The sequence below is a fragment of the Pyxidicoccus sp. M15 genome (assembly GCF_056858435.1).
In genome coordinates this window covers 12,542,258-12,561,183 of sequence record NZ_CM166495.1, presented here as the reverse complement: position 1 = coordinate 12,561,183, position 18,926 = coordinate 12,542,258, and the positions used below count along the sequence as shown (strand labels likewise).

Sequence of the window (18,926 nt, the reverse complement as noted above, 5' to 3'; positions counted from 1 at the left end):
GGCGGCGATGAAGTAGCAGCCTCGGGGGCCATGGCTTTCGACCTGACGGCGCCCGTGGTCCCGGAGGAGGTCATCTCCCTGGGCACGCTCATCGTGGACCTGGTGGGCGTGTTCGCGGGCGCGGTGCTGGGGGCGTTGCAGGCCGAGCGCCGGAAGATGGACCTGATGGGGTACCTGGTGCTGGGGCTCGTCTCCGGTGTCGGCGGCGGCATCATCCGCGACACGCTGTTGCAGGCGGGGCCTCCGCTGGCGCTGGTGCGGCCGGGGTATCTGCCCATGGCGCTGCTGGGCGCGCTCGCGGCCTTCCTCTTCGAGCTGAGACATGGGCCGGGCGTGAAGCTGCTCGCGACGCTGGACGCGCTGACGCTGGGCGCGTTCGCGGTGGCGGGGACGCAGCGCACGCTGGAGGTGGGGCTGCACCCTGGCACGGCGTTGATGATGGGCGTCATCACCGCGGCCGGAGGGGGCATCGTCCGCGACGTGCTGAGCCGGCAGACGCCGGCGTTGATGCGGGCGGTGCCGGGCTACTACGCGACGGCGGCGTTGGCGGCGAGCATCGTCTGCCTCGCGTTCTCCCAGGCGGGGCATCCGAAGCTGGCGCTGCTCGCGGGGATGCTGGTGGGTGGGACGCTGCGGCTCGTGTCATTGCGTTTCGGCTGGAGGCTCCCCGTCAAGCGGACGCGCCCGCCGGAGCCGCCGTCGCGGGGGCCTGGGAGTCGAGAAGGGCCTCCGTAAGCGCGCGGGTTGGCGCGGTTCGCGAACGTGGTCATCCCGCTCCCTGCGCTATGTTCGCCCGGAGGGGAATCTCCATCACCTTGTTGTCGACCGCAGCGGTGCTCTTCGTGCTGAAGGCCGGTGGAGCGACGCAACACGTACGCCATCGCGCTGAACGAGAAGTCGCTGTGGCTCCAGGTGAAGGACGCGGCGGGGAAGAAGCGCGTCGTGGACCTCCAGAAGGAGTTTGGCGACGCCGTGAAGCAGTCGAAGTCCGTGTCGCTCGACTTCGTGGGGGACCTCAGTGGCGACGGCGCTCCCGAGGCCATCGTCGCGCTCACCCTGGATGGGTACACGCAAGCGCTCGAGAGCCGGTGGAACGTCCCGGTCGCGGTGATGGTGTCCCTGTCGGACCCGCTGCGGGTCGTGGGCTTCACCTCCGGCTCACCCTTCAAGCTGTACGGTGCCGGGAACTGCGCCGCCGTGGGCTGCGACGTCGTCGACTTCCTCGACAAGCAGGCGTCATGCGACCACTTCTCGGGCGAGGAGCCCTTCCACGAGAAGCGGCGGAGGTTCATCGAGAACGCCATGAAGGGCTGCGACAAGCTGGAGCCCCGGCGCAAGGCCCTGCTCGAGAAGTACCGCTCCAATGCGAGCGTCACGCAGGCGCTCTCGAAAGCGGCGCCTGGAGAGTGAGCTACTTCTCGCTGCCGTGGCGGGCCGCTTGAGCCCGCTCACCCCACCTGCGGCGGCTTGAAGCACAGCCGCACCACGTCACCGCGCTTGAGCGGTGCGAGGTACTCCGGCAGCTCGCCCTGCACGCGGAAGGACTTCACGTAGTAGCTGCCGCCCTCCACCACTGGCAGCCCGTGCTCGGCGAGCCACGCGCCCACCCAGGCGCGTCGCTCGGCGTCCACCGCCTGCATCCGCTCCAGGTCCACCGCGAGGAAGGCCCGCGCCGCCAGCGCGTTGAAGAAGTACGTGTGCCAGTTCCACTGCGTCTCGAAGCGCTTCCGGTACGGGTGGTCCTTGTGCACCAGCGCCACGCCGAGCTGCGACGCCGTCAGCCCGAAGCCCCGGCTGAAGCTGATGGACAGCACCGACTTCGGCAGCAGCGGCAGCAGCTGGCCCGCCACCTCCGTCCGCTCCGTGGCCGACATTGTCGGGTAGAGGTTCAGGTTGAGCAGGCAGTGCGAGGACGCCCCGAGGAAGCCCAGCATCTCCTCCGTCACGTGCCCGTTGCGCACCGAGGGGATGCACAGGCACGCCAGCGCTCCGGGGGACTCCGCGTCCCAGCGGATGCCCTCCTGCTGCGTGCAGCCCACCGAGAAGCCGTGCCAGTCCCCGGGGTACAGGCGCACCGGCTCCCGCGCCGCCACCGCTTCCACCAGGTGGCTCATGAAGTCGCAGTCGCTGCCCGCCGCGAAGGCCACGTAGTCGTCGAGCCGCCACACGCCGCCGCTCAGCGCGCTCAGCCGGGCCTTCACCTTCGGCACCAGCTCGTCGTGGAAGAAGCGCAGGCCCCGCGTGTAGTGCTGGGTCAGGTCGTCCGCCGTCAGCCCTTCCGCCGCGCGGCGGTACGCCTCCGCTCCCGCCGCGTACCCCACGGGCAGCAGCGGGCGGAACGTCTCCACCATGTCCGGAGTCAGCGCCTTCGCTAGCCGCTCAGCCGATACAACAGGCTCCGCGAGTCCTCCAGTGACGCGTACACGCTCCCGTCCGACAACAGATTCAGCGAGCGGCACAGCCCGTTCTCCTGCTCCCATTGCGGCGTCGGCTCCCGGTAGTAACAAACCTGCACCTCCTCGACCTTGCGAATGACGGGGCCCCACGGCAGGCGGCCCACCACCTGCCCCTGGCCCTCGAAGACGTCTTCTTCTACCTGGTGCTCGCGTGCCCACCTGTCGGCGGGGGACTCACGGAACACCGACTGCGCGTAGGCCACGTACGTGTGCTTGAAGGTGAACTCGCGCACCCCCAGCGGCGCCAGCGCGCGGATGTAGCGCCACGCGCCCTCTGGCCCGTCCACGTGCCCTCGCGCCAGGACACAGGTGGCCCGGACCTTGAGCGGCCTCGCGGCCTCCAGGAAGTCCTCGCGCAGCGGGGCCTGCTTCCCCATCAGCGCGCGGTTGTCCGCGTCGTCCACGGCGTGCCGGGACCAGCAGACGTAGGAGAGGCCCGCGTCCGCCAGTTCCTCCGCCAGCGCGCGGGTGAGGAACGTGCCGTTGGTGAAGAGGGCCACCTCGCTGAAGAAGCGGCGGCCCTCGCGCACGAGGTGCACCACCGTCTCAGGGCGCAGGAGCGGCTCGCCGCCGCCGGTGATGACCAGGCGCGTGGCCCCGCGCTCGCGCGCGTCGCGGTAGTAGCGCGCTATGTCCAGGTGCAGGAGGTCCGACGGCTCGTGCTTCAGCGCGCTGATGGACGAGCGCGAGAAACAGAACGGGCAGCGCAGGTTGCACGCGAGCCGCACCGGCAGCACGCTGCACGTCAGCGCGCGGCAGGACTCCCAGGGGATGAGGGTGGGCGCGGCGCCCAGCGCGGCAGGGCTCACAGGCTGCGCGGTGCTCATCGCACCACCCCTCCTTCGACAACCCGCGCCAGCTCCAGCCGGGGCAGGGCCTCCTTCAGGAGCGCACGGCGCTCCCTCGGCAGGTGGTGCCACGCGGCGCACAGGTCATTCTCCTCCACGCCCAGCCGCGCCAGCTCCTCCCGAGCCCGCAGCCGCTCATCGCGCTGGTGCGACTGGAGCGCCCGCCGCAGCGGCTCCGCGCACAGCTCCGTCGCCTCCAGCTCCGCCACCAGCCCATCCAGCGCATTCAGCGCCCCGGCCACCTGCTCGTCGTACTCCCTCCCGCCGAGCGCCTCGCGCAGCTCCGCCGCGTCCGACACCTCGCGCGCCAGCGGCTCCACCGACTCCAGCGGAATGGAGCCTGGGCAGTACGCCACCGAGGACAGGTCCACCGGCCGCGTGGCCCTCGCCACGAACACGCCGGGCACTCCCGAGCGCCACGGTTGCACGTGCAGCGGCCGCAGGAAGACGAGCCGGCCGGTGTTCTCGTAGTCGGTGTACGGCTCGCGAAAGTCCACCGTGCGCATGTAGAGCAGCGGCGTGAGCGGGCCCGCCAGTCTCGGCAGCGTGCCCCGGAGGTGGCGTCGCAGGGCCACCGGGCCCAAGTCCCGATACAGCACCGGGCACGGCTCGTCCGGCCTCAGGGCCGACAGCGGCGCGCCAGTGTGGAACTGGTAGCGGCGCAGGTCCTCGGCCGGGTACGCCGTGCCGGCGCTCGCGGGCGTCTCGAGCATGGCTACCACTTCCCCCGGGGGGAGACCTTCGCGTCCTGCGCCTCGCGCAGCTTCTTCAGCTTCTCCTGTCGCGCCTCCGCCGCCTTCTTCGCCCGCTCCGCCTCCGCCAGCAGCTTCTCGTAGTCCAGCCGCGCCAGCCGCTGCGCGCTCTCCTCGTCCGACTCTCCCTGGAGGCCCGCGCCCAGGGCCGCGGCCCACCGGCGTGCCAGCTCCTCCAGCCGCAGCGGGCTCTGGCCGAGCAGCTCCAGCGTCAGCAGCCGAGCCTCGCGCGCGAAGCCCGCGAAGCCCTCGCGCACCTGCTTCTCCACACCGTGCGCCCGCGCGAGCGACGCCACCGCCGTGCCCACCGGGGCCTCCTCCAGCGCGGACGTCACCAGCGCCAGCCTTCGCCAACCCTCGGCGTCCAGGCCCTCGCACAGCGTGAGGAAGGACTCCGGCGGCAGCGGCTCCAGCCCGTGGTCCCTCTGGAAGTCCGCCAGCCGGGCGCGCATGAGCACCGGCTCCACGTCCTTGCGCTCCAGCGCGGGGCGGCGCCGATTCAAGGCCTCGCACAGCGGGGCCAGGTCCAGCCGGGGCCGCTCGTCGGGGCCGGCGGGTGTGCCGCTCTTGCGGCCGAACAGGCGCTCAAGGCGCGACATGGCGTTCCTCCTGGAAGAGGGCGTGCGCGAGCGCGGCCGCCACCTTGGGGAAATGCTCCAATTCCATCACCTCGGCCACGCGCGCGCCCTGCTGCCGGTAGCGCGACACCCGCGCGGGGTCGGGGTGGTGCAGCAGCAGGACGAGCGGCGCGGAGGTCTCCGCCGCCTCGGCGAAGATGCGCGCGTGGCTCGCGGCCGCGTCGTGGTTGGCGTCGAAGTCCCGGTCGGTGATGACGACGCGGGTGGGCTGACGGCCGCGCTGCTCGCGCACGGACTCCGCCAGCCGCTCGAAGGGAAAGCGTGTCCCTCCACCGATGTAGTGCATGAGGAAGCGCGACATCTCCAGCTCGGAGCGGCACCACGCCCAGTACGCCACGCAGTCCGTCGAGTAGAGCAGCGCCCGCACCCAGCCACCCGCGCGCACGGCCCCTACGCAGAGAATCTGCGCGGCGAGCGTCATCGCGTTGAGCGTGGTGCGCGGGTCCGGCATGGAGCCGGAGACATCCAGGTAGATTTCCACTCGCGGCTGCCACAGCGGCACGTCCATGCCCTCGTAGTCGGCGATGCGCTCGCGCTTGAGCGGCATCACCGCGCCCAGCCTGTCCCCACGCAGGGCCAGCGTGGCCAGCCAGTCCACCGTGGGCAGCGCGTCGCCCAGCTCCCACTCCTCCAGCGTGGTGGGCACCACCGCCTCGCCCAGGTGCAGCCGGTCCGGAGGGCGCAGCAGGTAGCGCTCCGCCTCCTGCCGGTAGTACGCCGCCATGATTTCCGGCACCGCCTCCGCGTTCGCCGTCCCCTGGCCCGGCAGCGAGGCGATGCGCCGCTCGCGGCTCTTGTCACCCACGAGCCGGTCCGCGTTCTCCTTGTCCAGCCACCCTTCCGCGAGCGCGCGGCGCACGGCCTCCTTCTCCCGCGCGCCCGGGGTGAGCGCCTCCGCCCAGTCCTCCGGACGCGGCGCGTCCTTGCAGCAGTCCTGCGGGTCCGTGCTCTTTGGCAGGTCCCCCTTCATCGGCTGCACGTAGCGCGCGCAGATGGAGAGGAAGTAGAGGAACTGTGTGTAGACGTTGGGGCCCAGGTGGAAGAGGTTCTGCGCCATCAGCTGCGCATCCGCGCGCGCGGCGGGGAACTGCTTCGCGAAGGCCTCGTGCTCCGGCCCCATCAGGTGGCCCGGCTCCAGCTGCCACAGCTCCTCGTAGACGGAGAGGTAGAAGAAGAAGGCCGGGTCCTGCTTCCAGCGGTAGTCCTTCTGGAAGGCGCGGTAGATGGCGATGAGCTGGGGACGGAGCGCTTCGTCCGCGCCGAGCTGCTCGTTGATGAGCAGGTCGCAGAAGACGTTGATGAGCGAGTAGTCCTCCAGTGGCAGCAGCGTCTTCTCCATCATCCGCATGCGCGCGGAGACACCCAGGCTGCCCGGGTAGCGCACGTGGTGCCCCACCTCGTGCGCGAGCACCGCCTCCAGGCTGTCCTCCAGCTTCCGGGCGCGCAGCTCGCGGGCGTTGAACCAGACCTGCCGGCTGATGAGGTTGATGTGCGCGAGCGGGGCGCTCTGCTTCGCCGCGCGCGGCTCGCCGAGCAGCAGGAAGTGGGACCAGTGCCGCTGCGCGCGCTGCCAGCACGCGTCCACGTGCCGCTGCAGCTCCGGCTCCAGCACCTCGACCTCGGGTGCCAGTTGCTTGACGAACCCTTGCGTCATGGCGTGTCCAGCACCCACAGCCGCTGCGAGTCCACCGCGCTGGCCACCACGTACCCGCTCCGCGCGGCGAGCATCTGGTGGGGCATGCCCAGCAGCGGCAGCGTGGCCACCCGCTTGTTCACCCGCACCGCGCCCGGCCTCACCTCCAGCGGTGGTGGTGCTCCCTCCGACCAGGTTCCCAGGCACGGCAGGAGCCCGAGGAAGCGCGCCTTCCCCTCGGGCGCGAGGAAGAGGCCCACCTTCACGTCCACCGCGCGCCGGTCGTGCACGCACAGGACACAGGGCGCCGCGAGGTGCATGTCCCCGGGGAGGAACTCGTCCATCACCTTGCGCGTGTCGAGCGTCGCCAGCGTGAAGGGCCCGGAGAATGTGGACTCCCGCGCCGGCGCGAGGGCCGGGGCCAGCGTGGTGACGAGGAACTCGTCCAGCTTCTCCAGCGCCGGGGCTTCCGCCGCCGCCGCGGTGACATAGCGGTTGAGCCACAGGGGCTGCGCGGCGAGGCCCTCGCAGAGGTTCCAGGTGCGCGCGAGCAGCGCCACGGCCCTGTCCGCGGGGTACGCGGGGAGCTGCGCGGGCGCGAGTTGCAGGAGGCAGCGCCCCATCAGCGTCACCGACTCCGGCACCTTGCCCCGGCCGGTGAGGAGGTAGCGCGCGCTGGCGCGGTCCACCTGGCCCAGGCCCACCGCCTCGGCGGCGAGCTTCAGCCATGCGCCCGCCACCGCGTCCCGGCGCGGCTCGGCGTGGAGCGCGGCCCGCAGCGTCGCGCCGGTGTCATGGACGAGCGTCTCGAAGAGGGCCGCGTCCCAGTCCGAGTGCCGGCGCGGGCCCTGGGTGGTCAGCTCGCGCACGAGGGCTTCCCAGGCGTCGCTCATGTGCCTTCCGCCCTGCCACGCCGCTCCAGGCTGCGCAGGTAGACGCCGTAGCGGCCGTGCAGGTTCTTGAGGAGGACGAGGTCCTCGTGGACGGGGCCGTTGAGCTCCTGCTTCTGGAGCACCTTCTCCATCACCTGCTGGATGTCGCTCATGCGCCGGCGGACCTCGCCCGCGTCGAGCCCGGCGGGGCCCGCCTCGGCCTGGGCCTTCAGCTTCGCCACCGGCTCACGCACCTTCGCGTAGGCGGCCTGCTGCACCACCGCCGCGTCGAAGAGCTGGCGCACCCAGCCGATGCGGTCGAGCAGGTGCACCGCGTGCTCGGGCTTCTGGAAGAAGGCGCTCTGCGGGTTGGGCTTGAGCTTCTCGTGCAGCGCCCAGGGGAGCACCTGGCGCAAATCCTCCACCGTGACTTCGGTCGCGCCCCGGAAGTACGCCAGCGCCTTGGTGAAGAGGAGCACCGCCTGGTACGCGCGGGCGGAGACGCCGTTCTCCGTCTGGGTGCAGAGGTTGACGCTCTTGTCGAGCGGGCAGTCCTCCGTGCACACGTGCCCCACGCGGCGGCCGGCGAGGTGCAGCGTGTCCTTCAGCATGTACTCGAGCTGTCCGGACGCGCGCTGGCAGAACTCGAGCTGCCCGGCGAAGAAGCCCAGCAGCTCCAGCACCGTGGACGGCACCGGCACGGCGCGCACCTCCTGCTCCAGCGCGTCCAGTTCCTCGGTGGTGAAGACGAGGTCCGCGGGGACGAACTGGCCCGGCACCGTGCCCTCGGCCACGCGCTTCGCGAGCGTCTCCAGGTGGTGCGAGTGGAAGGGCATGCTGCGCACCACGAGGTCGATGCGGTCCTTCAGCGCCTCGATGACGGGGAAGGTGCCGCCGCCCTGGTCGTCGTTGGCGGTGAGGAACCACGCGGAGCGGCCGCACTCCACCACCTGCTCGAACATCTCCGCGTAGCCCTCGGCCATGAGGGACAGGAGCGCGGACTGCGTCTTGGTGGGGATGCGGTTGTACTCGTCGACAATCTTCACGCGCTGGGTGAGCCAGCGGCGCCAGGCGACGCGGATGTGGCTGGCGTCCTCGGCGCGGATGAGCTCGCTGGGCAGCGGGCTGCCGAGCAAGTCCGTCAGCGTCAGCTGCGGGTGGCCGTGCTGCACGCTGCGGCGCACCTCGTCCGGGGCGCCTCCGGCGATGAGGGCCACCAGCGTGGCCATGGTCGTTTTCCCGCGCCCGGGCGCGCCGACGAAGAGCAGGCGCTGCGAGGTGGCGAGGTTGAGCAGCGGCAGGAGCACGTAGGCGGAGTAGCCCACCGGGCCCAGCTCCACGCGCGTGCTCGCGCCGGTGAGGACGACGGGGTCACCGAACTGCACGTCCTGGTAGGGGCTGACGAGCGCCTGGGTGGCAATCCACGTGTACGCGCGCCGCAGCTTGGCGGCGAGGGTGGACACCGTGCGGGGCGCGAGCCGGAGCTCCAGGTCCGGACCGAGGGTGGCACGGCCCTGGAGCCACGAGGCGACGAGCTGGGAGGATTCCATGTGGGACGCGCCCGAGTAGAGCACGCGTCCCCGGGGTGGAACCAGATGGCCTCCCCGCCGTCCGCACACCCGGCGTGCGGGTGCGCGGGGCGGGAGGTCAGCGGGGGCTCACGGCTCCCAGAAAATCTCGGCGGAGGAGTACCACTCGGGCTCCTCCTGGCTGGTGCCTCCCACGACGAGCACGCCGCCCGAGGGCAGCAGCGTCGCCGTGTGGCCGGTGGTGGCCGCGTCCGTGCCCACGACGTACAGGGACCAGGAGTCGGGGTCGAACAGCTCCACGCTGCCGCCAATCTGGTTGCGCGTACCCCGCGCGACGAGCACCTGGCCCGAGGGCAGCAGCGTCAGCGTGTGGCCCCGGCGACGCGTCTCGTTGGCGTAGGAGACGTACTCCCAATAGTCGTCCTCCGGGAAGTACAGCCACGCGCCGCTGTCGTACCAGTACTGCTCCTGGCCCGTGGCCAGCACCGCGCCCGAGTCCAGCCGCACCGCCGCGTGCCCGTAGAAGGCCGGCGGGTCCGACACGCGCGTCCAGGTGCCGGTGGCCGGGGTGTAGACCTCGGCGGCGGCCACCAAGCCGTCGTCATTGATGGCGAGCACCCGCCCGTCCGCGAGCAGCGTGGCGGTGACGCTGCCCTCCGCCGTGGACAGCGAGCCCGTGGCCGTCCACCGGCCCGTGGACGGGTTGTAGAGCTCCGCGCTGCGCAGCGCGCTGTTGTACGAGGTGGTGCCGAAGCCGCCGACGACGAGCACCTGGCCGGAGGGCAGCAGCACCGCCTTGTGGTTGCGGCGCGCCGTCACCATGGCGCCGGTAGCGGTGAAGGTGTTGGTGGTGGCGTTGTACAGCTCCGCGCTCGCGTGGACGGCCGTGCTGTGGTGGCCGCCGACGATGAGCACCCGGCCCGAGGGCAGCCGCGTGGCGGTGTGGCCCGAGCGGGCCACGCCCAGGTTCGCGGAAGCGGCCCACGTGTTGGTGGCGGGGTTGTACGTCTCGGTGGTGGCGGTGACACCGCCCGAGCTGCCTCCGCCCGTGACGAGCACGCGGCCCGAGGGCAGCAGCGTGGCGGTGTGGGAGAAGCGGTAGCGGCTCATCGACGCCGCCTGGGTCCACGGCGAGACGAGGCTTGTCTGGGGGGGCGGCGTTTCGGGCAGTCCCGACGCGGCGGCGAGGGTGCTCCACAGTCCGAGCAAGAGCCACGCCTTCGTTGCGGATACTCGTGTCATACGGTCCTCGTGGTTCGGGGGGCCAGCATTGTGGCGGCAAGGACTGACGAAGCGCGCGTACTTCACGTCAACACCGCGTGACGGTGTGGGTGTCAGGTGTCGTATTTGCAGCCACGTTGCGGTTGTGACGCTGGGGGTGCGTGGCCACGAAGGGGGGCGCCAGCCTTCATCGGCCTCGCGCCGCCGTGGCAGTCTGCGCTGGTGGGCGAACCCCTCTTCGATGACCTGCTCGGCCTCGCGTGCTTCGCGCGCGTCGTGGAGCACCGCTCCTTCACGCAGGCGGCCACGGCGCTCGGTGTGTCGAAGTCCGTCGTCAGCGCGCGCGTGTCGCGGCTGGAGTCCCGCGTGGGCGAGCGGCTGCTCATCCGCACCACGCGCAAGCTCACCGTCACCGACGCGGGCCTGGGCGTGTATGCGCACTGCGCGCGGATGCTCCAGGAGGCGGGCGCCGCCACGCGCGGTGCGTCCGACGCGGGCCGGGGCACGCTGCGCCTCAACGTGCCCGTCAGCTTCGCGCAGCTGTACCTCGCCGCCCCCCTGGCACGGTTCCTCGCCGCGCACCCGGACACCACCGTGGACGTCGTGCTGAGCGACAGGCTCGTGGACCTCGTCGAGGAGCGCGTGGACGTGGCGCTCCGGATTACCCGCCTGCGCGACTCCAGCCTCGTGGCCCGCAAGCTGGCCACCACGTCGCTGCACGTGTGCGCGGCTCCCGCGTACCTGAAGCGGCGGGGGACTCCCGAGCGGCCCGAGGACCTCATCCACCACGACTGCCTGCGCTACACGCACCTGCGCACCGAGGACGAGTGGCGCTTCTACGGCCCGGAAGGGCGCATCCGCGTGCCCGTGTCCGGCTCGCTGGCCACGGGCAACGGCACCCTGCTCCGCGAGGCCGCGGCCCAGGGCATCGGCCTCGCCATGCTGCCGCGCTTCATGGTGGACGAGGACCTGCGCTCCGGCAGGCTCGTCACGGTGCTGGACGCCTTCGCGCCTCGCCCCCTGGGCATCTACGCCGTCCATGCGTCCGGCCGGACTCCCGCCCCGCGCCTGCGCGCCCTGCTCGACGTGCTGGCCGCGGAGTTCCGCTCCCCCCGGTGGGGATGATTGTTCTCGTGGGAGAACGATTCGTTCGCGAGCAGCGCCTTCCGCCGTGAAGGCGACGACGGCATTGCATGGAGCGTCCGGGGGGAATTCCTCCCCTCCCGCTTCGAGGAGTCGCCGTCATGAGCCGCATCGAGTCCTTCCTGTCCTCTCCTTCCGCGCGCGACGCGGGCGCCACCGTGCTCCGCATCGCCCTGGGCGCGGTGTTCCTCGCGCACGCGGGGGCCAAGGCGTTCATCTTCACCTTCGCGGGCACGGCGCAGTTCTTCGAGGCCCACGGCTTCCCCGGGTGGACCGCCTGGCCCGTGTTCCTGGCGGAGCTGCTCGGCGGGCTGGCGCTGGTGGCGGGGTTTCGCACGCGCCTCGTGGCGCTCGGGCTGGTGCCGGTGATGCTCGGTGCGCTCAAGCCGCATGTCGCCAACGGGTGGATGTTCACCAACTCTGGCGGCGGCTGGGAGTACGTCGCCTTCCTCATCCTCGCGCTGGTGACGCAGGCGTTGGTGGGCAGCGGAGCGTTCGCGGTCGACGGCGTGCGGGAGCGGCGCACGGTGTCGTCCGGACGCACGGCCAGCGTGATGGGTTGAGAGGCGCTCACTCCTGAGAGGAACCGACTTGCAGGGCGCTTCGGATTCCGCGGAGGATGCCGGCGGGGCCGCCAAAGCAAAGTAGGGACGCAGATGCGCAAGCTGACAGTGTTGCTGCTGTGGGCGGTATGGCTGGGCTGCAGTGCCGGTGGAGCTGATTCCAGGGAGGGCACGGCCCAGGACCCGGGGCCGGGCGACGGCTCGACGACGGCGGCGGGGTGCGTGGTAGCCGACACGCCCACCTGCTGTGAGGGATGCGGCGACGTCCTCCTGCAGCCCGTGTGCACCGCTGGGAGCTGGAGCTGCCCGGCGGGCTCGACGGACGAACGGCAGTGTCCGAGCACTCCCGGCCAGCCTGCCTGCTGGCTGCCCCGCCACCCGCAGGAGACGTACACGTACCCGGGCTGCGCCCACGAGGACTACCACTGCCCGCGCTTGAAGACGGTGTACTGCGCGCTGGAGAGCCTGCGCGCGGAGCACTCCGCGTGCGAGCAGGACGAGGACTGCGTGGCGGTCACCGTCAACGGCCGCTGCACGGGCTATGGGACGTGCCCTCCGGCCATGGTGAACGCCGCCGGTCGCGCGGACTTCGCGGCCCGGGCCGCCGCGGAGGTGTCGCGCTACTGCTCCGAGTCCCCCATCTGCACCAGCATCGGCTCGTGTGCCTACCCGGCCTTTGTGCCCCGCTGCCAGCAGGGGCGCTGCGTGGCGGAGGTGCCCTGAGCTTCGCCTCCGTGAAGGCCCGTCGGCTTCGTGCCTTCATCTTGATGTGAACGTGATGGAACCGTGAGGAACGGGCGGGCGCGGCGTGGGACAGTCCTCCCATGCTCGCGCTCTTCCCGATGGGGGTCGGGAGGCGGTCTCGCGGGCACTGCTGTCTCACGACAGTGCCCGCGCCGCGCCCCAGGACCTTGGAGCTGGGGCCCGCTGGCCAGGCAGGCCCTGGAAGTGAGCAGCAGTGCCCGCGTGTCCCGTCAGGGCGCCGCACCCGAGGTGTGTCCGGAGAGGGGCATCGGAGCAGGGCCCCGCCAGGCCGCTCCCTCTTCGTGACGCAATGACAGACACGCGAACGAACCGTGAATGTGTTCCTTCGAGGGGGGGCGCTTGTCAGGCTGACAGGGATTCGCATAGAAGGCCGCGCATGCTTCGCAATCCTGTGCTGTCGCTCCTGCTGCTCCTCGGTGCCTCCGCGCTCCTCGGCGCGTGCTCCGACTCCGATGACGAGAAGTCCGCGTCGGCCGCGCTCATCATCGACCGGGAGTCGCTCGACTACGGTGAGCTGGAGATAGGGCAGACCTCGCCCGAGCAGCTCTTCACCATCCGTAATGCCTCGCCGTCCGCCGTGGAGTCGGTGTCGGTGTCCGTCGACGGCGCTGGCTTCACCATCACCTCCAACACCTGCGAGCGGTACCTCGACGCGGGCATGGAGTGCGAGGTGCGCGTGAAGTTCACGCCCCCGCTGGCGGGTTCGTACGAAGCCCGCCTCAAGGTGGAGGGGGCTCCCTCCGTGGACCAGACGGTCCTCAAGGGTGCGGCCGTCAGCTGGGTGGAGGTGGCCTCGATGCCCGCGGGCGTGCGAGTCGTTGCCGGCGACAACGAGTGGTCCTGCGACCAGCCGTGCCGGATGCTCGTGCGAAAGGGGGAGCTGACCCTGCGGAGCTCACCCGAGGGGTTTCCCACCTGGGAGGGAGATTGCGAGGCGACGGCCCAGAATGGCTGTCTGCTCCGCATGAACGGGCCGAAGCGCGTCGTCATGAGGGCGCTCAGCCCGCTCTTCCAGTGGGAGGTGAAGCGGAACATCGTGCCCACGGGCGTGGTGGCCGCGCCCAACGGCGACGTCCTCGTCGTGGACAACACGGGCCTGACGCGGCTGAGCGGCACGGGGCAGGTGCTCTGGACGCGTGCCGCGTCGGACTCGTTGAGGCTGGGCCTGGATGCCGGGGGCAACATCTACGTGATGGACTACTCCGGCCGGGTGACGAGGTACGACGCGGAGGGGAATGTGCTGTGGCGCCACACTCCGGGCGGCACCTCCCCGAGCGGGGATCGCCTCGCGGTGAGCGCCAGCGGGCACGTCTACGTGCTGGTGGCGCAGGGCAACTTCGAGACCGAGCGGCAGTTCAAGCTCATCTCGCTCACGGCCGACGGGAACGAGCGCTGGAGCGTGCTCTTCAATGATGGCCACTTCAACTACCCCTCCGGCATGGGCGTGGATGCGGAGGGGCGGGTCTATCTGTCCGGCAACGCGTTCAATCGCGGTGAGACGTCCGGGCAGACCGTGTTCGTGAAGAGCTACTACCTGAAGTTCAGTCCCGAGGGGACGCGGCTGTGGGAGAAGGACTCCGCCTGGTACGACTTCGTCATCGGCCCCACGGGGGAGATGAGCTCCATCTCCATCTCCATCAGCTCGGCTCCGGGGGGCTTCTCGCAGTTCTGGGTGGACGCGGATGGGAGGATGGTGTGGAGCGCCTCGTCCACGAATGGGCCGGGAGTGGTCATCGCGCAGGCCTTCTCGTCCGCGGGCGCGCTGCTCGTCGGCGGCCATGAGCTGCTTCCCGGCACCCAGGCGCCGGGCCGGGGCTGGTTCTCGTTGATGAACCTGCAGACGCGGACTCCGGGCCCCGTCACCCATGTCAGCTCGTCCGCGAGCACTGGAACCCGGGTCACCATCCTGGGCTTCACCCCGGCCGGGAATGTCCTGGTGGGCGGCGGCCATGGCACCGCCCCGGTGAGCGGCGGGGGCTTCGTCCGCCAGTACGAAGCCCGCGTGCTCGCGGGCAACTGAGGTTCAGGGCGCCGCGGACCACGCCTCCACCTGTGCCGCGCGCGCCCGCTCCAGCTCCGTGCCCACCCTCACCGGGTATGGGGGCCTCGCGGGCTCCAGCGCGCGCACCTCGCGCGGGAGCCGTGACACCTCGCGCCTCGCGCAGGCCCGCACGTCCGCCAGCGGCGGCGAGGCTCCGGGCAGCCGCTTCCCCGTGCGCATCACCGGCCGCAGCAGCGGCCTGCCCTGCACCACGTCCCCGCGCCGGGTGAGGACGTCCCCGCGCGCCACGCCGTCCTCCTCCTGCCGGTACACCTGCTTCGCGCCCGGCAGGAGCACCTTCCCCTCGGACAGCTTCACGCGCGCGCGGCCCGCGTACTCCACCAGCTTGTACGCCATGTCCAGCGAGGGCGCGTCCGCGGACACGCCCATCGCCGTCCCCACGCCGAAGGCGTCGATGGGCGCGCCATGCGCCACGAGCCTCGCGACGGAGTCCTCATCCAGCCCGCCGCTGGCGACCAGCCGCACCCGGTGCAGCCCCGCCTCGTCCAGCATCTCCCGCGCCGCGCGTGACAGCGCCAGCAGGTCTCCCGAGTCCAGCCGCAGCGAGCGCACCTGGAAGTCCTCGCCCCGCTCGCGCGCGAGGCGGATGGCGTGCTGCACCCCGTGCAGCGTGTCGTACGTGTCCACCAGCAGCGTCGCGTCCGGGTACACGCGCGTGAAGGCGCGGAAGGCCTCCAGCTCGTCGTCGTGCGCCTGCACGTAGCTGTGCGCCATGGTGCCGGACACCGGGATGCCGTAGCGCTTCCCCGCGAGCACGTTGGACGTGGAGTCCACTCCCGCGACGTACGCGGCGCGCGCCACCTTCAGCCCCGCGTCCGCGCCGTGGATGCGCCGCAGGCCGAACTCCATCACCGGGCGCCCCGCCGCCGCCTCCACCACCCGTGTCGCCTTCGACGCCGCGAGCGTCTGGAGGTGGACCTGGTTGAGCAGGTACGTCTCCACCAGCTGCGCCTCCGGCAGCGGCGCGCGCACCTCCAGCACCGGCTCCTGGGCGAACACCGGCGTGCCCTCCGGCACCGCATCCACGTCCCCGCTGAAGCGGAAGCGCTCCAGCCAGCCGAGCAGTCGGTCCGAGAAGCGCCCCAGCGAGGCCAGCCAGTCCAGGTCCTCCGCGCGGAAGCGCAGGCGCTCCAGCATGTCGAGCGCGTCCTCCAGCCCCGCCGCGAGCAGGTAGTTGCGGTGCGCCGGGAGGCGCCGGACGAAGAGGCTGAACACCGCCTCGTCCCACAGCCCCTCGTCGAGGTACGCCTCCGCCATCGTCAATTGGTAGAGGTCCGTCAGCAGCGCGGCGCCATCCTCCATGACGTGCCTCCTTGTGCGTGGGGGCTCAGGCGGTGGCGTTCGCGCCACCCTGCGCCACCGACGCCATCACCCACCGCTCCAGCTCCGCGCGGGGCATCACCCCGCTGCGCCGCGCCACCTCGCGCCCGCCCGCGAACACCACGAAGGTGGGGATGCCCTGCACCCGCAGCGTGCTGGCCGCATGGGGGTGCTGCTCGGTGTTCAGCTTCAGCACCAGCAGCCGTCCCGCCTGGGCCCGGCCCACCGCTTCCACGATGGGGGTCGCCGCGCGGCACGGCGCGCACCAGGGGGCCCACAAGTCGAGCAGCACCGGCACTGGCGAGCCGAGGACGGCGCGGTCCAGCCCCTCGCCATCCACCTCCTGCGGTGCACCGGTGACGTCCAGCGCGGAATGACAGCGGCCGCACTCGGGCGCGCCCGGCGGACGGGGCTCGCGTACGCGGTTGAACGCCCCACAGGCCTTACAGCGGAACATGATTCCTCCCGACGCGAGCTCTTCCCACCAAGGTAGGCCTCGCCCCCTCCGCGCGCCCTGAAATGTGGGCCGAAAGCGCGCTGCCGGGCCCACCGCCGCTCGCCTGGTGCGCAGCTTTTGCAGCGTCCCCCCGGCGTGCGCAGCTTTTGCGCTGCCCGTATGGGTACAGCGCGGGGACGTGGACGGGTGCGGGCATTGCACTGAGACCAGGGCGACACGCCGGGCATGCAGTCCAGCCGGGCAGGGGAGCAGACATGCGGCTGGCCGTCTTCGACACCCACCGTTATGACCGTGACGCGCTGGAGAGGGCCAACGCGCGCTTCGGCCATGCGCTCACCTTCTTCGAGCCGCGGCTCACGCTGCAGACGGCGAAGCTGGCGGACGGCTTTCCCGCGGTGTGCTCCTTCGTCAATGACAAGCTGGACGCGGCGACGCTGGCGGCGCTGCACGGGGGCGGGGTGCGGCTCGTGGCGGCGCGCTCGGCGGGCTACAACCACGTGGACCTGGAGGCGGCGCGGCGGCTGGGCATCCGCGTGACGCGCGTTCCGGAGTACTCACCGCACGCGGTGGCCGAGCACGCGGTGGCGCTGGTGCTGTCCCTCAACCGCCACATCCCCCGCGCCTCCGCGCGCGTGCGCGACTGGAACTTCTCCCTCGACGGGCTGGTGGGCTTCGACCTCGCCGGCAAGACGGTGGGCGTGGTGGGCACGGGCCGCATCGGCCGCGTGGCGGCCCGCATCTTCCGGGGCTTCGGCTGCCAGGTGCTCTGCTACGACGTGGCGCCCGACGCCGGCTTCGAGCGCGAGGCGGGGGTGCGCTTCGTCCCGCTGGACGCGCTGTTCGCCGCGTCGGACGTCATCTCCCTCCATGTGCCGCTGACACCCGGCACGCGCCACATGGTGGACGCGGCGGCGCTGGCGCGGATGAAGAAGGGCGTGGTGCTCATCAACACCGGCCGCGGCGCGCTCATCGACAGCCGGGCCCTGCTCGACGCGCTGAAGGCGGGCCACATCGGCGGCGCGGGGCTGGACGTCTACGAGGAGGAAGAGGGCATCTTCTTCCAGGACCTCTCCGGGCAGGTGCTCCACGACGACGTGCTGGCGCGGCTGCTCACCTTCCCCAACGTCCTCGTCACCTCGCACCAGGCCTTCCTCACCCACGAGGCCCTGGCCAACATCGCCGAGACGACGCTGGCCAGCGTGAAGGCCTTCGAGCAGGGCGAGCCCCTGGTGAACGAGGTGCGCGCCGAGCAGGTGCTCCGCGCGCCGCCGGCCGCGACGAGCTGAGCCGTGGCACGGAAGGTGAAAGGTCCTCACCTCGAACCGGGCCGTACAACCGAAGCTGGGAGAAAGAGCGACATGTCCATCGTCTGCGCCACGAACTTCTCTGACGCCGCGCTGCGCGCGTCGGCACTGGCCGCGGAGCTCGCCCGGAAGACGGGGGAGCCGCTGCGCCTGGTGCACGTGCTGAACCCCAACTCCGCGCGCGCCTTCGGGCGGGCGCTGGCCGACGCGGCCGAGGCCGCCCTGGCGGACCAGGTGAAGCGCCTGGAGAAGACGGGCGCGAAGGTGGAGCGCGTGCTGCTCACCGGTGAGCCGGCGGAGGCGTTGGACGCCTACGCGCGGGAGCAGAAGGCCTCGCTCGTGGTGACGGCGGAGCCCAGCGACGGGGCGCTCTTCCTGAGCGTGGGGGGCACCGTGGACCGGCTGGCGCAGACGCTGGTCGTCCCGCTGCTGGTGGTGCGCGACGCGGCGCCCCTGGAGGCGTGGGCCAGGGGCGAGCGGCCGCTGAAGGTGATGCTGGGCGTGGACCGCTCGCGGACCTTCGAGGTGGCGCGCGAGTGGGTGAAGGGTCTGCGCCGCTGGGGCGAGGTGGAGGTGATGGGCGGGCGCGTGTACTGGCCGGAGGAGGAGTACCCGCGCCTGGGGCTGCCGCTCCCCCCCACCTTCGGCGACGTCACCGCGGAGTTGCGGCATGCGGTGGAGCAGGAGGCCGTCTCGCTGATGGCGCCGCTGGCTTCAGGGGGACAGGCGCCCCGCATCGTGGCGCACGCGGGCGTGGGGCGCATCGCCGACCACCTGGTGGAGCTGGCCGCGCGCGAGGGCGCGGACCTGCTGGTGGTGGGCACGCACCACCGCCGCGCCCTGGGCCGGCTGTGGAGCGTGTCGCACCACGCGGTGCGGCTGGCGCGCATGTCCGTGGCATGCGTGCCCACCATGGTGGCGCCGTCGGTCTCGGACGCGCCGCTGCCCGTCTACCGCGAGGTGCTCGTGGCCACCGACTTCTCGGACACGGGCAACCGCGCGGTGGCCCACGCCTGCGGGCTGGTGGCGGAGGGCGGCACGGTGCACCTCGTCCACGTGCTGGAGGGGCGCGTGAAGCCCGGCCATGAGGAGGAGCTGAAGCAGCAGCTCCTCGCGGTGGTGCCGAAGGCGGCGCAGGCCGGTGGGCGGCGCGTGCAGGTGGACGTGCTTCCCCAGGGCCGGGACGTGGTGACGACGCTGGTGCAGACCGCCGAGCGGCTCTGCGTGGATGCGCTCGTCATGGGCACGCACGGGCGCTCGGGGCTGAAGCGCGCGGTGCTGGGCTCGGTGACGCAGGAGGTGCTGCTGCGCACGGACCGGCCCGTGCTGGTGGTGCGCCCGCCGAGGGGGTGAAGCCGGGCCT

Annotated in this window: 18 protein-coding genes; 8 read left to right on the top strand and 10 right to left on the bottom strand. The window is 71.8% G+C overall.

Features of this window, described 5'->3' with window-relative positions; all coding sequences use genetic code 11:
• Positions 1-30: 30 nt before the first annotated feature.
• Together ACX9TP_RS46890 and ACX9TP_RS46885 are read left to right on the top strand one after the other, a co-directional pair.
• Positions 31-735 carry a trimeric intracellular cation channel family protein gene (locus tag ACX9TP_RS46890; protein ID WP_482977244.1) on the top strand — a complete coding sequence of 235 codons (705 nt, stop codon included), beginning with the start codon at positions 31-33 and terminating at the stop codon, positions 733-735.
• 120 nt (positions 736-855) lie between these two features.
• Entirely contained in the window at positions 856-1,410 is a 555-nt protein-coding gene (locus ACX9TP_RS46885) for a hypothetical protein (protein WP_482977243.1), read from the top strand.
• A gap of 38 nt (positions 1,411-1,448) precedes the next feature.
• Here ACX9TP_RS46885 and ACX9TP_RS46880 read toward each other — a convergent pair whose 3' ends face one another.
• From ACX9TP_RS46880 to ACX9TP_RS46845, 8 genes are all read right to left on the bottom strand, one after another.
• Positions 1,449-2,351 carry a hypothetical protein gene (locus ACX9TP_RS46880; RefSeq protein WP_482977242.1) on the bottom strand — a complete coding sequence of 301 codons (903 nt, stop codon included), beginning with the start codon at positions 2,349-2,351 and terminating at the stop codon, positions 1,449-1,451.
• Positions 2,352-2,371: 20 nt separating this feature from the next.
• Positions 2,372-3,283, bottom strand: a complete 912-nt coding sequence (locus ACX9TP_RS46875) for a radical SAM protein (RefSeq protein ID WP_482977241.1) — start codon at positions 3,281-3,283, stop codon at positions 2,372-2,374.
• Entirely contained in the window at positions 3,280-4,017 is a 738-nt protein-coding gene (locus ACX9TP_RS46870; RefSeq protein WP_482977240.1) for a hypothetical protein, read from the bottom strand. Before ACX9TP_RS46870 ends, ACX9TP_RS46875 begins: the two co-directional genes overlap by 4 nt.
• Positions 4,018-4,019: 2 nt before the next feature.
• Entirely contained in the window at positions 4,020-4,655 is a 636-nt protein-coding gene (locus tag ACX9TP_RS46865; RefSeq protein ID WP_482977239.1) for a hypothetical protein, read from the bottom strand.
• On the bottom strand, positions 4,642-6,348 hold the full coding sequence (locus tag ACX9TP_RS46860; protein ID WP_482977238.1) for a hypothetical protein: 1,707 nt from the start codon (positions 6,346-6,348) through the stop codon (positions 4,642-4,644). The genes ACX9TP_RS46865 and ACX9TP_RS46860 overlap by 14 nt, the downstream gene beginning before the upstream one ends.
• Positions 6,345-7,220 carry a hypothetical protein gene (locus ACX9TP_RS46855; protein ID WP_482977237.1) on the bottom strand — a complete coding sequence of 292 codons (876 nt, stop codon included), beginning with the start codon at positions 7,218-7,220 and terminating at the stop codon, positions 6,345-6,347. The genes ACX9TP_RS46860 and ACX9TP_RS46855 overlap by 4 nt, the downstream gene beginning before the upstream one ends.
• Positions 7,217-8,749, bottom strand: a complete 1,533-nt coding sequence (locus ACX9TP_RS46850) for an AAA family ATPase (RefSeq protein WP_482977236.1) — start codon at positions 8,747-8,749, stop codon at positions 7,217-7,219. The genes ACX9TP_RS46855 and ACX9TP_RS46850 overlap by 4 nt, the downstream gene beginning before the upstream one ends.
• A gap of 108 nt (positions 8,750-8,857) precedes the next feature.
• The gene (locus ACX9TP_RS46845; protein ID WP_482977235.1) at positions 8,858-9,970 is read right to left on the bottom strand and encodes a Kelch repeat-containing protein; all 1,113 of its coding nucleotides are present in this window, start codon (positions 9,968-9,970) and stop codon (positions 8,858-8,860) included.
• 201 nt (positions 9,971-10,171) lie between these two features.
• On the opposite strand from ACX9TP_RS46845, the gene ACX9TP_RS46840 reads away from it, so the two are divergent.
• The 4 genes from ACX9TP_RS46840 (at position 10,172) to ACX9TP_RS46825 (ending at position 14,440) form a co-directional block, all read left to right on the top strand.
• Positions 10,172-11,074, top strand: a complete 903-nt coding sequence (locus ACX9TP_RS46840) for a LysR family transcriptional regulator (RefSeq protein ID WP_482977234.1) — start codon at positions 10,172-10,174, stop codon at positions 11,072-11,074.
• 119 nt (positions 11,075-11,193) lie between these two features.
• Positions 11,194-11,655, top strand: coding sequence for a DoxX family protein (locus ACX9TP_RS46835; RefSeq protein WP_482977233.1), 462 nt, complete (start codon positions 11,194-11,196; stop codon positions 11,653-11,655).
• A 93-nt stretch (positions 11,656-11,748) separates the two neighbouring features.
• Positions 11,749-12,378 carry a hypothetical protein gene (locus ACX9TP_RS46830; protein WP_482977232.1) on the top strand — a complete coding sequence of 210 codons (630 nt, stop codon included), beginning with the start codon at positions 11,749-11,751 and terminating at the stop codon, positions 12,376-12,378.
• A 418-nt stretch (positions 12,379-12,796) separates the two neighbouring features.
• A complete protein-coding gene (locus ACX9TP_RS46825; protein WP_482977231.1) occupies positions 12,797-14,440 on the top strand; it encodes a choice-of-anchor D domain-containing protein in 1,644 nt (547 codons plus the stop codon).
• A 3-nt stretch (positions 14,441-14,443) separates the two neighbouring features.
• Here the strand turns inward: ACX9TP_RS46825 and ACX9TP_RS46820 are convergent, their stop codons facing one another.
• Positions 14,444-15,784: a nicotinate phosphoribosyltransferase gene (locus ACX9TP_RS46820; RefSeq protein ID WP_482977230.1), complete on the bottom strand. Its 1,341-nt coding sequence runs from the start codon at positions 15,782-15,784 to the stop codon at positions 14,444-14,446.
• A 25-nt stretch (positions 15,785-15,809) separates the two neighbouring features.
• A complete protein-coding gene (locus tag ACX9TP_RS46815) occupies positions 15,810-16,259 on the bottom strand; it encodes a thioredoxin family protein (protein ID WP_482977229.1) in 450 nt (149 codons plus the stop codon).
• A 254-nt stretch (positions 16,260-16,513) separates the two neighbouring features.
• Between ACX9TP_RS46815 and ACX9TP_RS46810 the strand changes: the two genes are divergently transcribed.
• Together ACX9TP_RS46810 and ACX9TP_RS46805 are read left to right on the top strand one after the other, a co-directional pair.
• On the top strand, positions 16,514-17,545 hold the full coding sequence (locus ACX9TP_RS46810; RefSeq protein ID WP_482977228.1) for a 2-hydroxyacid dehydrogenase: 1,032 nt from the start codon (positions 16,514-16,516) through the stop codon (positions 17,543-17,545).
• Positions 17,546-17,617: 72 nt separating this feature from the next.
• On the top strand, positions 17,618-18,916 hold the full coding sequence (locus ACX9TP_RS46805; protein ID WP_482977227.1) for a universal stress protein: 1,299 nt from the start codon (positions 17,618-17,620) through the stop codon (positions 18,914-18,916).
• Positions 18,917-18,926 lie beyond the last annotated feature (10 nt).

What these genes read in the sequence shown, in the direction of transcription:
- ACX9TP_RS46835 (WP_482977233.1), top strand. Translation starts at nt 11,194, where the DNA reads ATGAGCCGCATCGAGTCCTTCCTGTCCTCTCCTTCCGCGCGCGACGCG.
- ACX9TP_RS46825 (WP_482977231.1), top strand. Translation starts at nt 12,797, where the DNA reads ATGCTTCGCAATCCTGTGCTGTCGCTCCTGCTGCTCCTCGGTGCCTCC.
- ACX9TP_RS46860 (WP_482977238.1), bottom strand. Translation starts at nt 6,348, where the DNA reads ATGACGCAAGGGTTCGTCAAGCAACTGGCACCCGAGGTCGAGGTGCTG.
- ACX9TP_RS46875 (WP_482977241.1), bottom strand. Translation starts at nt 3,283, where the DNA reads ATGAGCACCGCGCAGCCTGTGAGCCCTGCCGCGCTGGGCGCCGCGCCC.
- ACX9TP_RS46845 (WP_482977235.1), bottom strand. Translation starts at nt 9,970, where the DNA reads ATGACACGAGTATCCGCAACGAAGGCGTGGCTCTTGCTCGGACTGTGG.
- ACX9TP_RS46865 (WP_482977239.1), bottom strand. Translation starts at nt 4,655, where the DNA reads ATGTCGCGCCTTGAGCGCCTGTTCGGCCGCAAGAGCGGCACACCCGCC.
- ACX9TP_RS46850 (WP_482977236.1), bottom strand. Translation starts at nt 8,749, where the DNA reads ATGGAATCCTCCCAGCTCGTCGCCTCGTGGCTCCAGGGCCGTGCCACC.
- ACX9TP_RS46805 (WP_482977227.1), top strand. Translation starts at nt 17,618, where the DNA reads ATGTCCATCGTCTGCGCCACGAACTTCTCTGACGCCGCGCTGCGCGCG.
- ACX9TP_RS46880 (WP_482977242.1), bottom strand. Translation starts at nt 2,351, where the DNA reads ATGGTGGAGACGTTCCGCCCGCTGCTGCCCGTGGGGTACGCGGCGGGA.
- ACX9TP_RS46820 (WP_482977230.1), bottom strand. Translation starts at nt 15,784, where the DNA reads ATGGAGGATGGCGCCGCGCTGCTGACGGACCTCTACCAATTGACGATG.
- ACX9TP_RS46890 (WP_482977244.1), top strand. Translation starts at nt 31, where the DNA reads ATGGCTTTCGACCTGACGGCGCCCGTGGTCCCGGAGGAGGTCATCTCC.
- ACX9TP_RS46815 (WP_482977229.1), bottom strand. Translation starts at nt 16,259, where the DNA reads ATGTTCCGCTGTAAGGCCTGTGGGGCGTTCAACCGCGTACGCGAGCCC.
- ACX9TP_RS46855 (WP_482977237.1), bottom strand. Translation starts at nt 7,220, where the DNA reads ATGAGCGACGCCTGGGAAGCCCTCGTGCGCGAGCTGACCACCCAGGGC.
- ACX9TP_RS46870 (WP_482977240.1), bottom strand. Translation starts at nt 4,017, where the DNA reads ATGCTCGAGACGCCCGCGAGCGCCGGCACGGCGTACCCGGCCGAGGAC.
- ACX9TP_RS46810 (WP_482977228.1), top strand. Translation starts at nt 16,514, where the DNA reads ATGCGGCTGGCCGTCTTCGACACCCACCGTTATGACCGTGACGCGCTG.
- ACX9TP_RS46830 (WP_482977232.1), top strand. Translation starts at nt 11,749, where the DNA reads ATGCGCAAGCTGACAGTGTTGCTGCTGTGGGCGGTATGGCTGGGCTGC.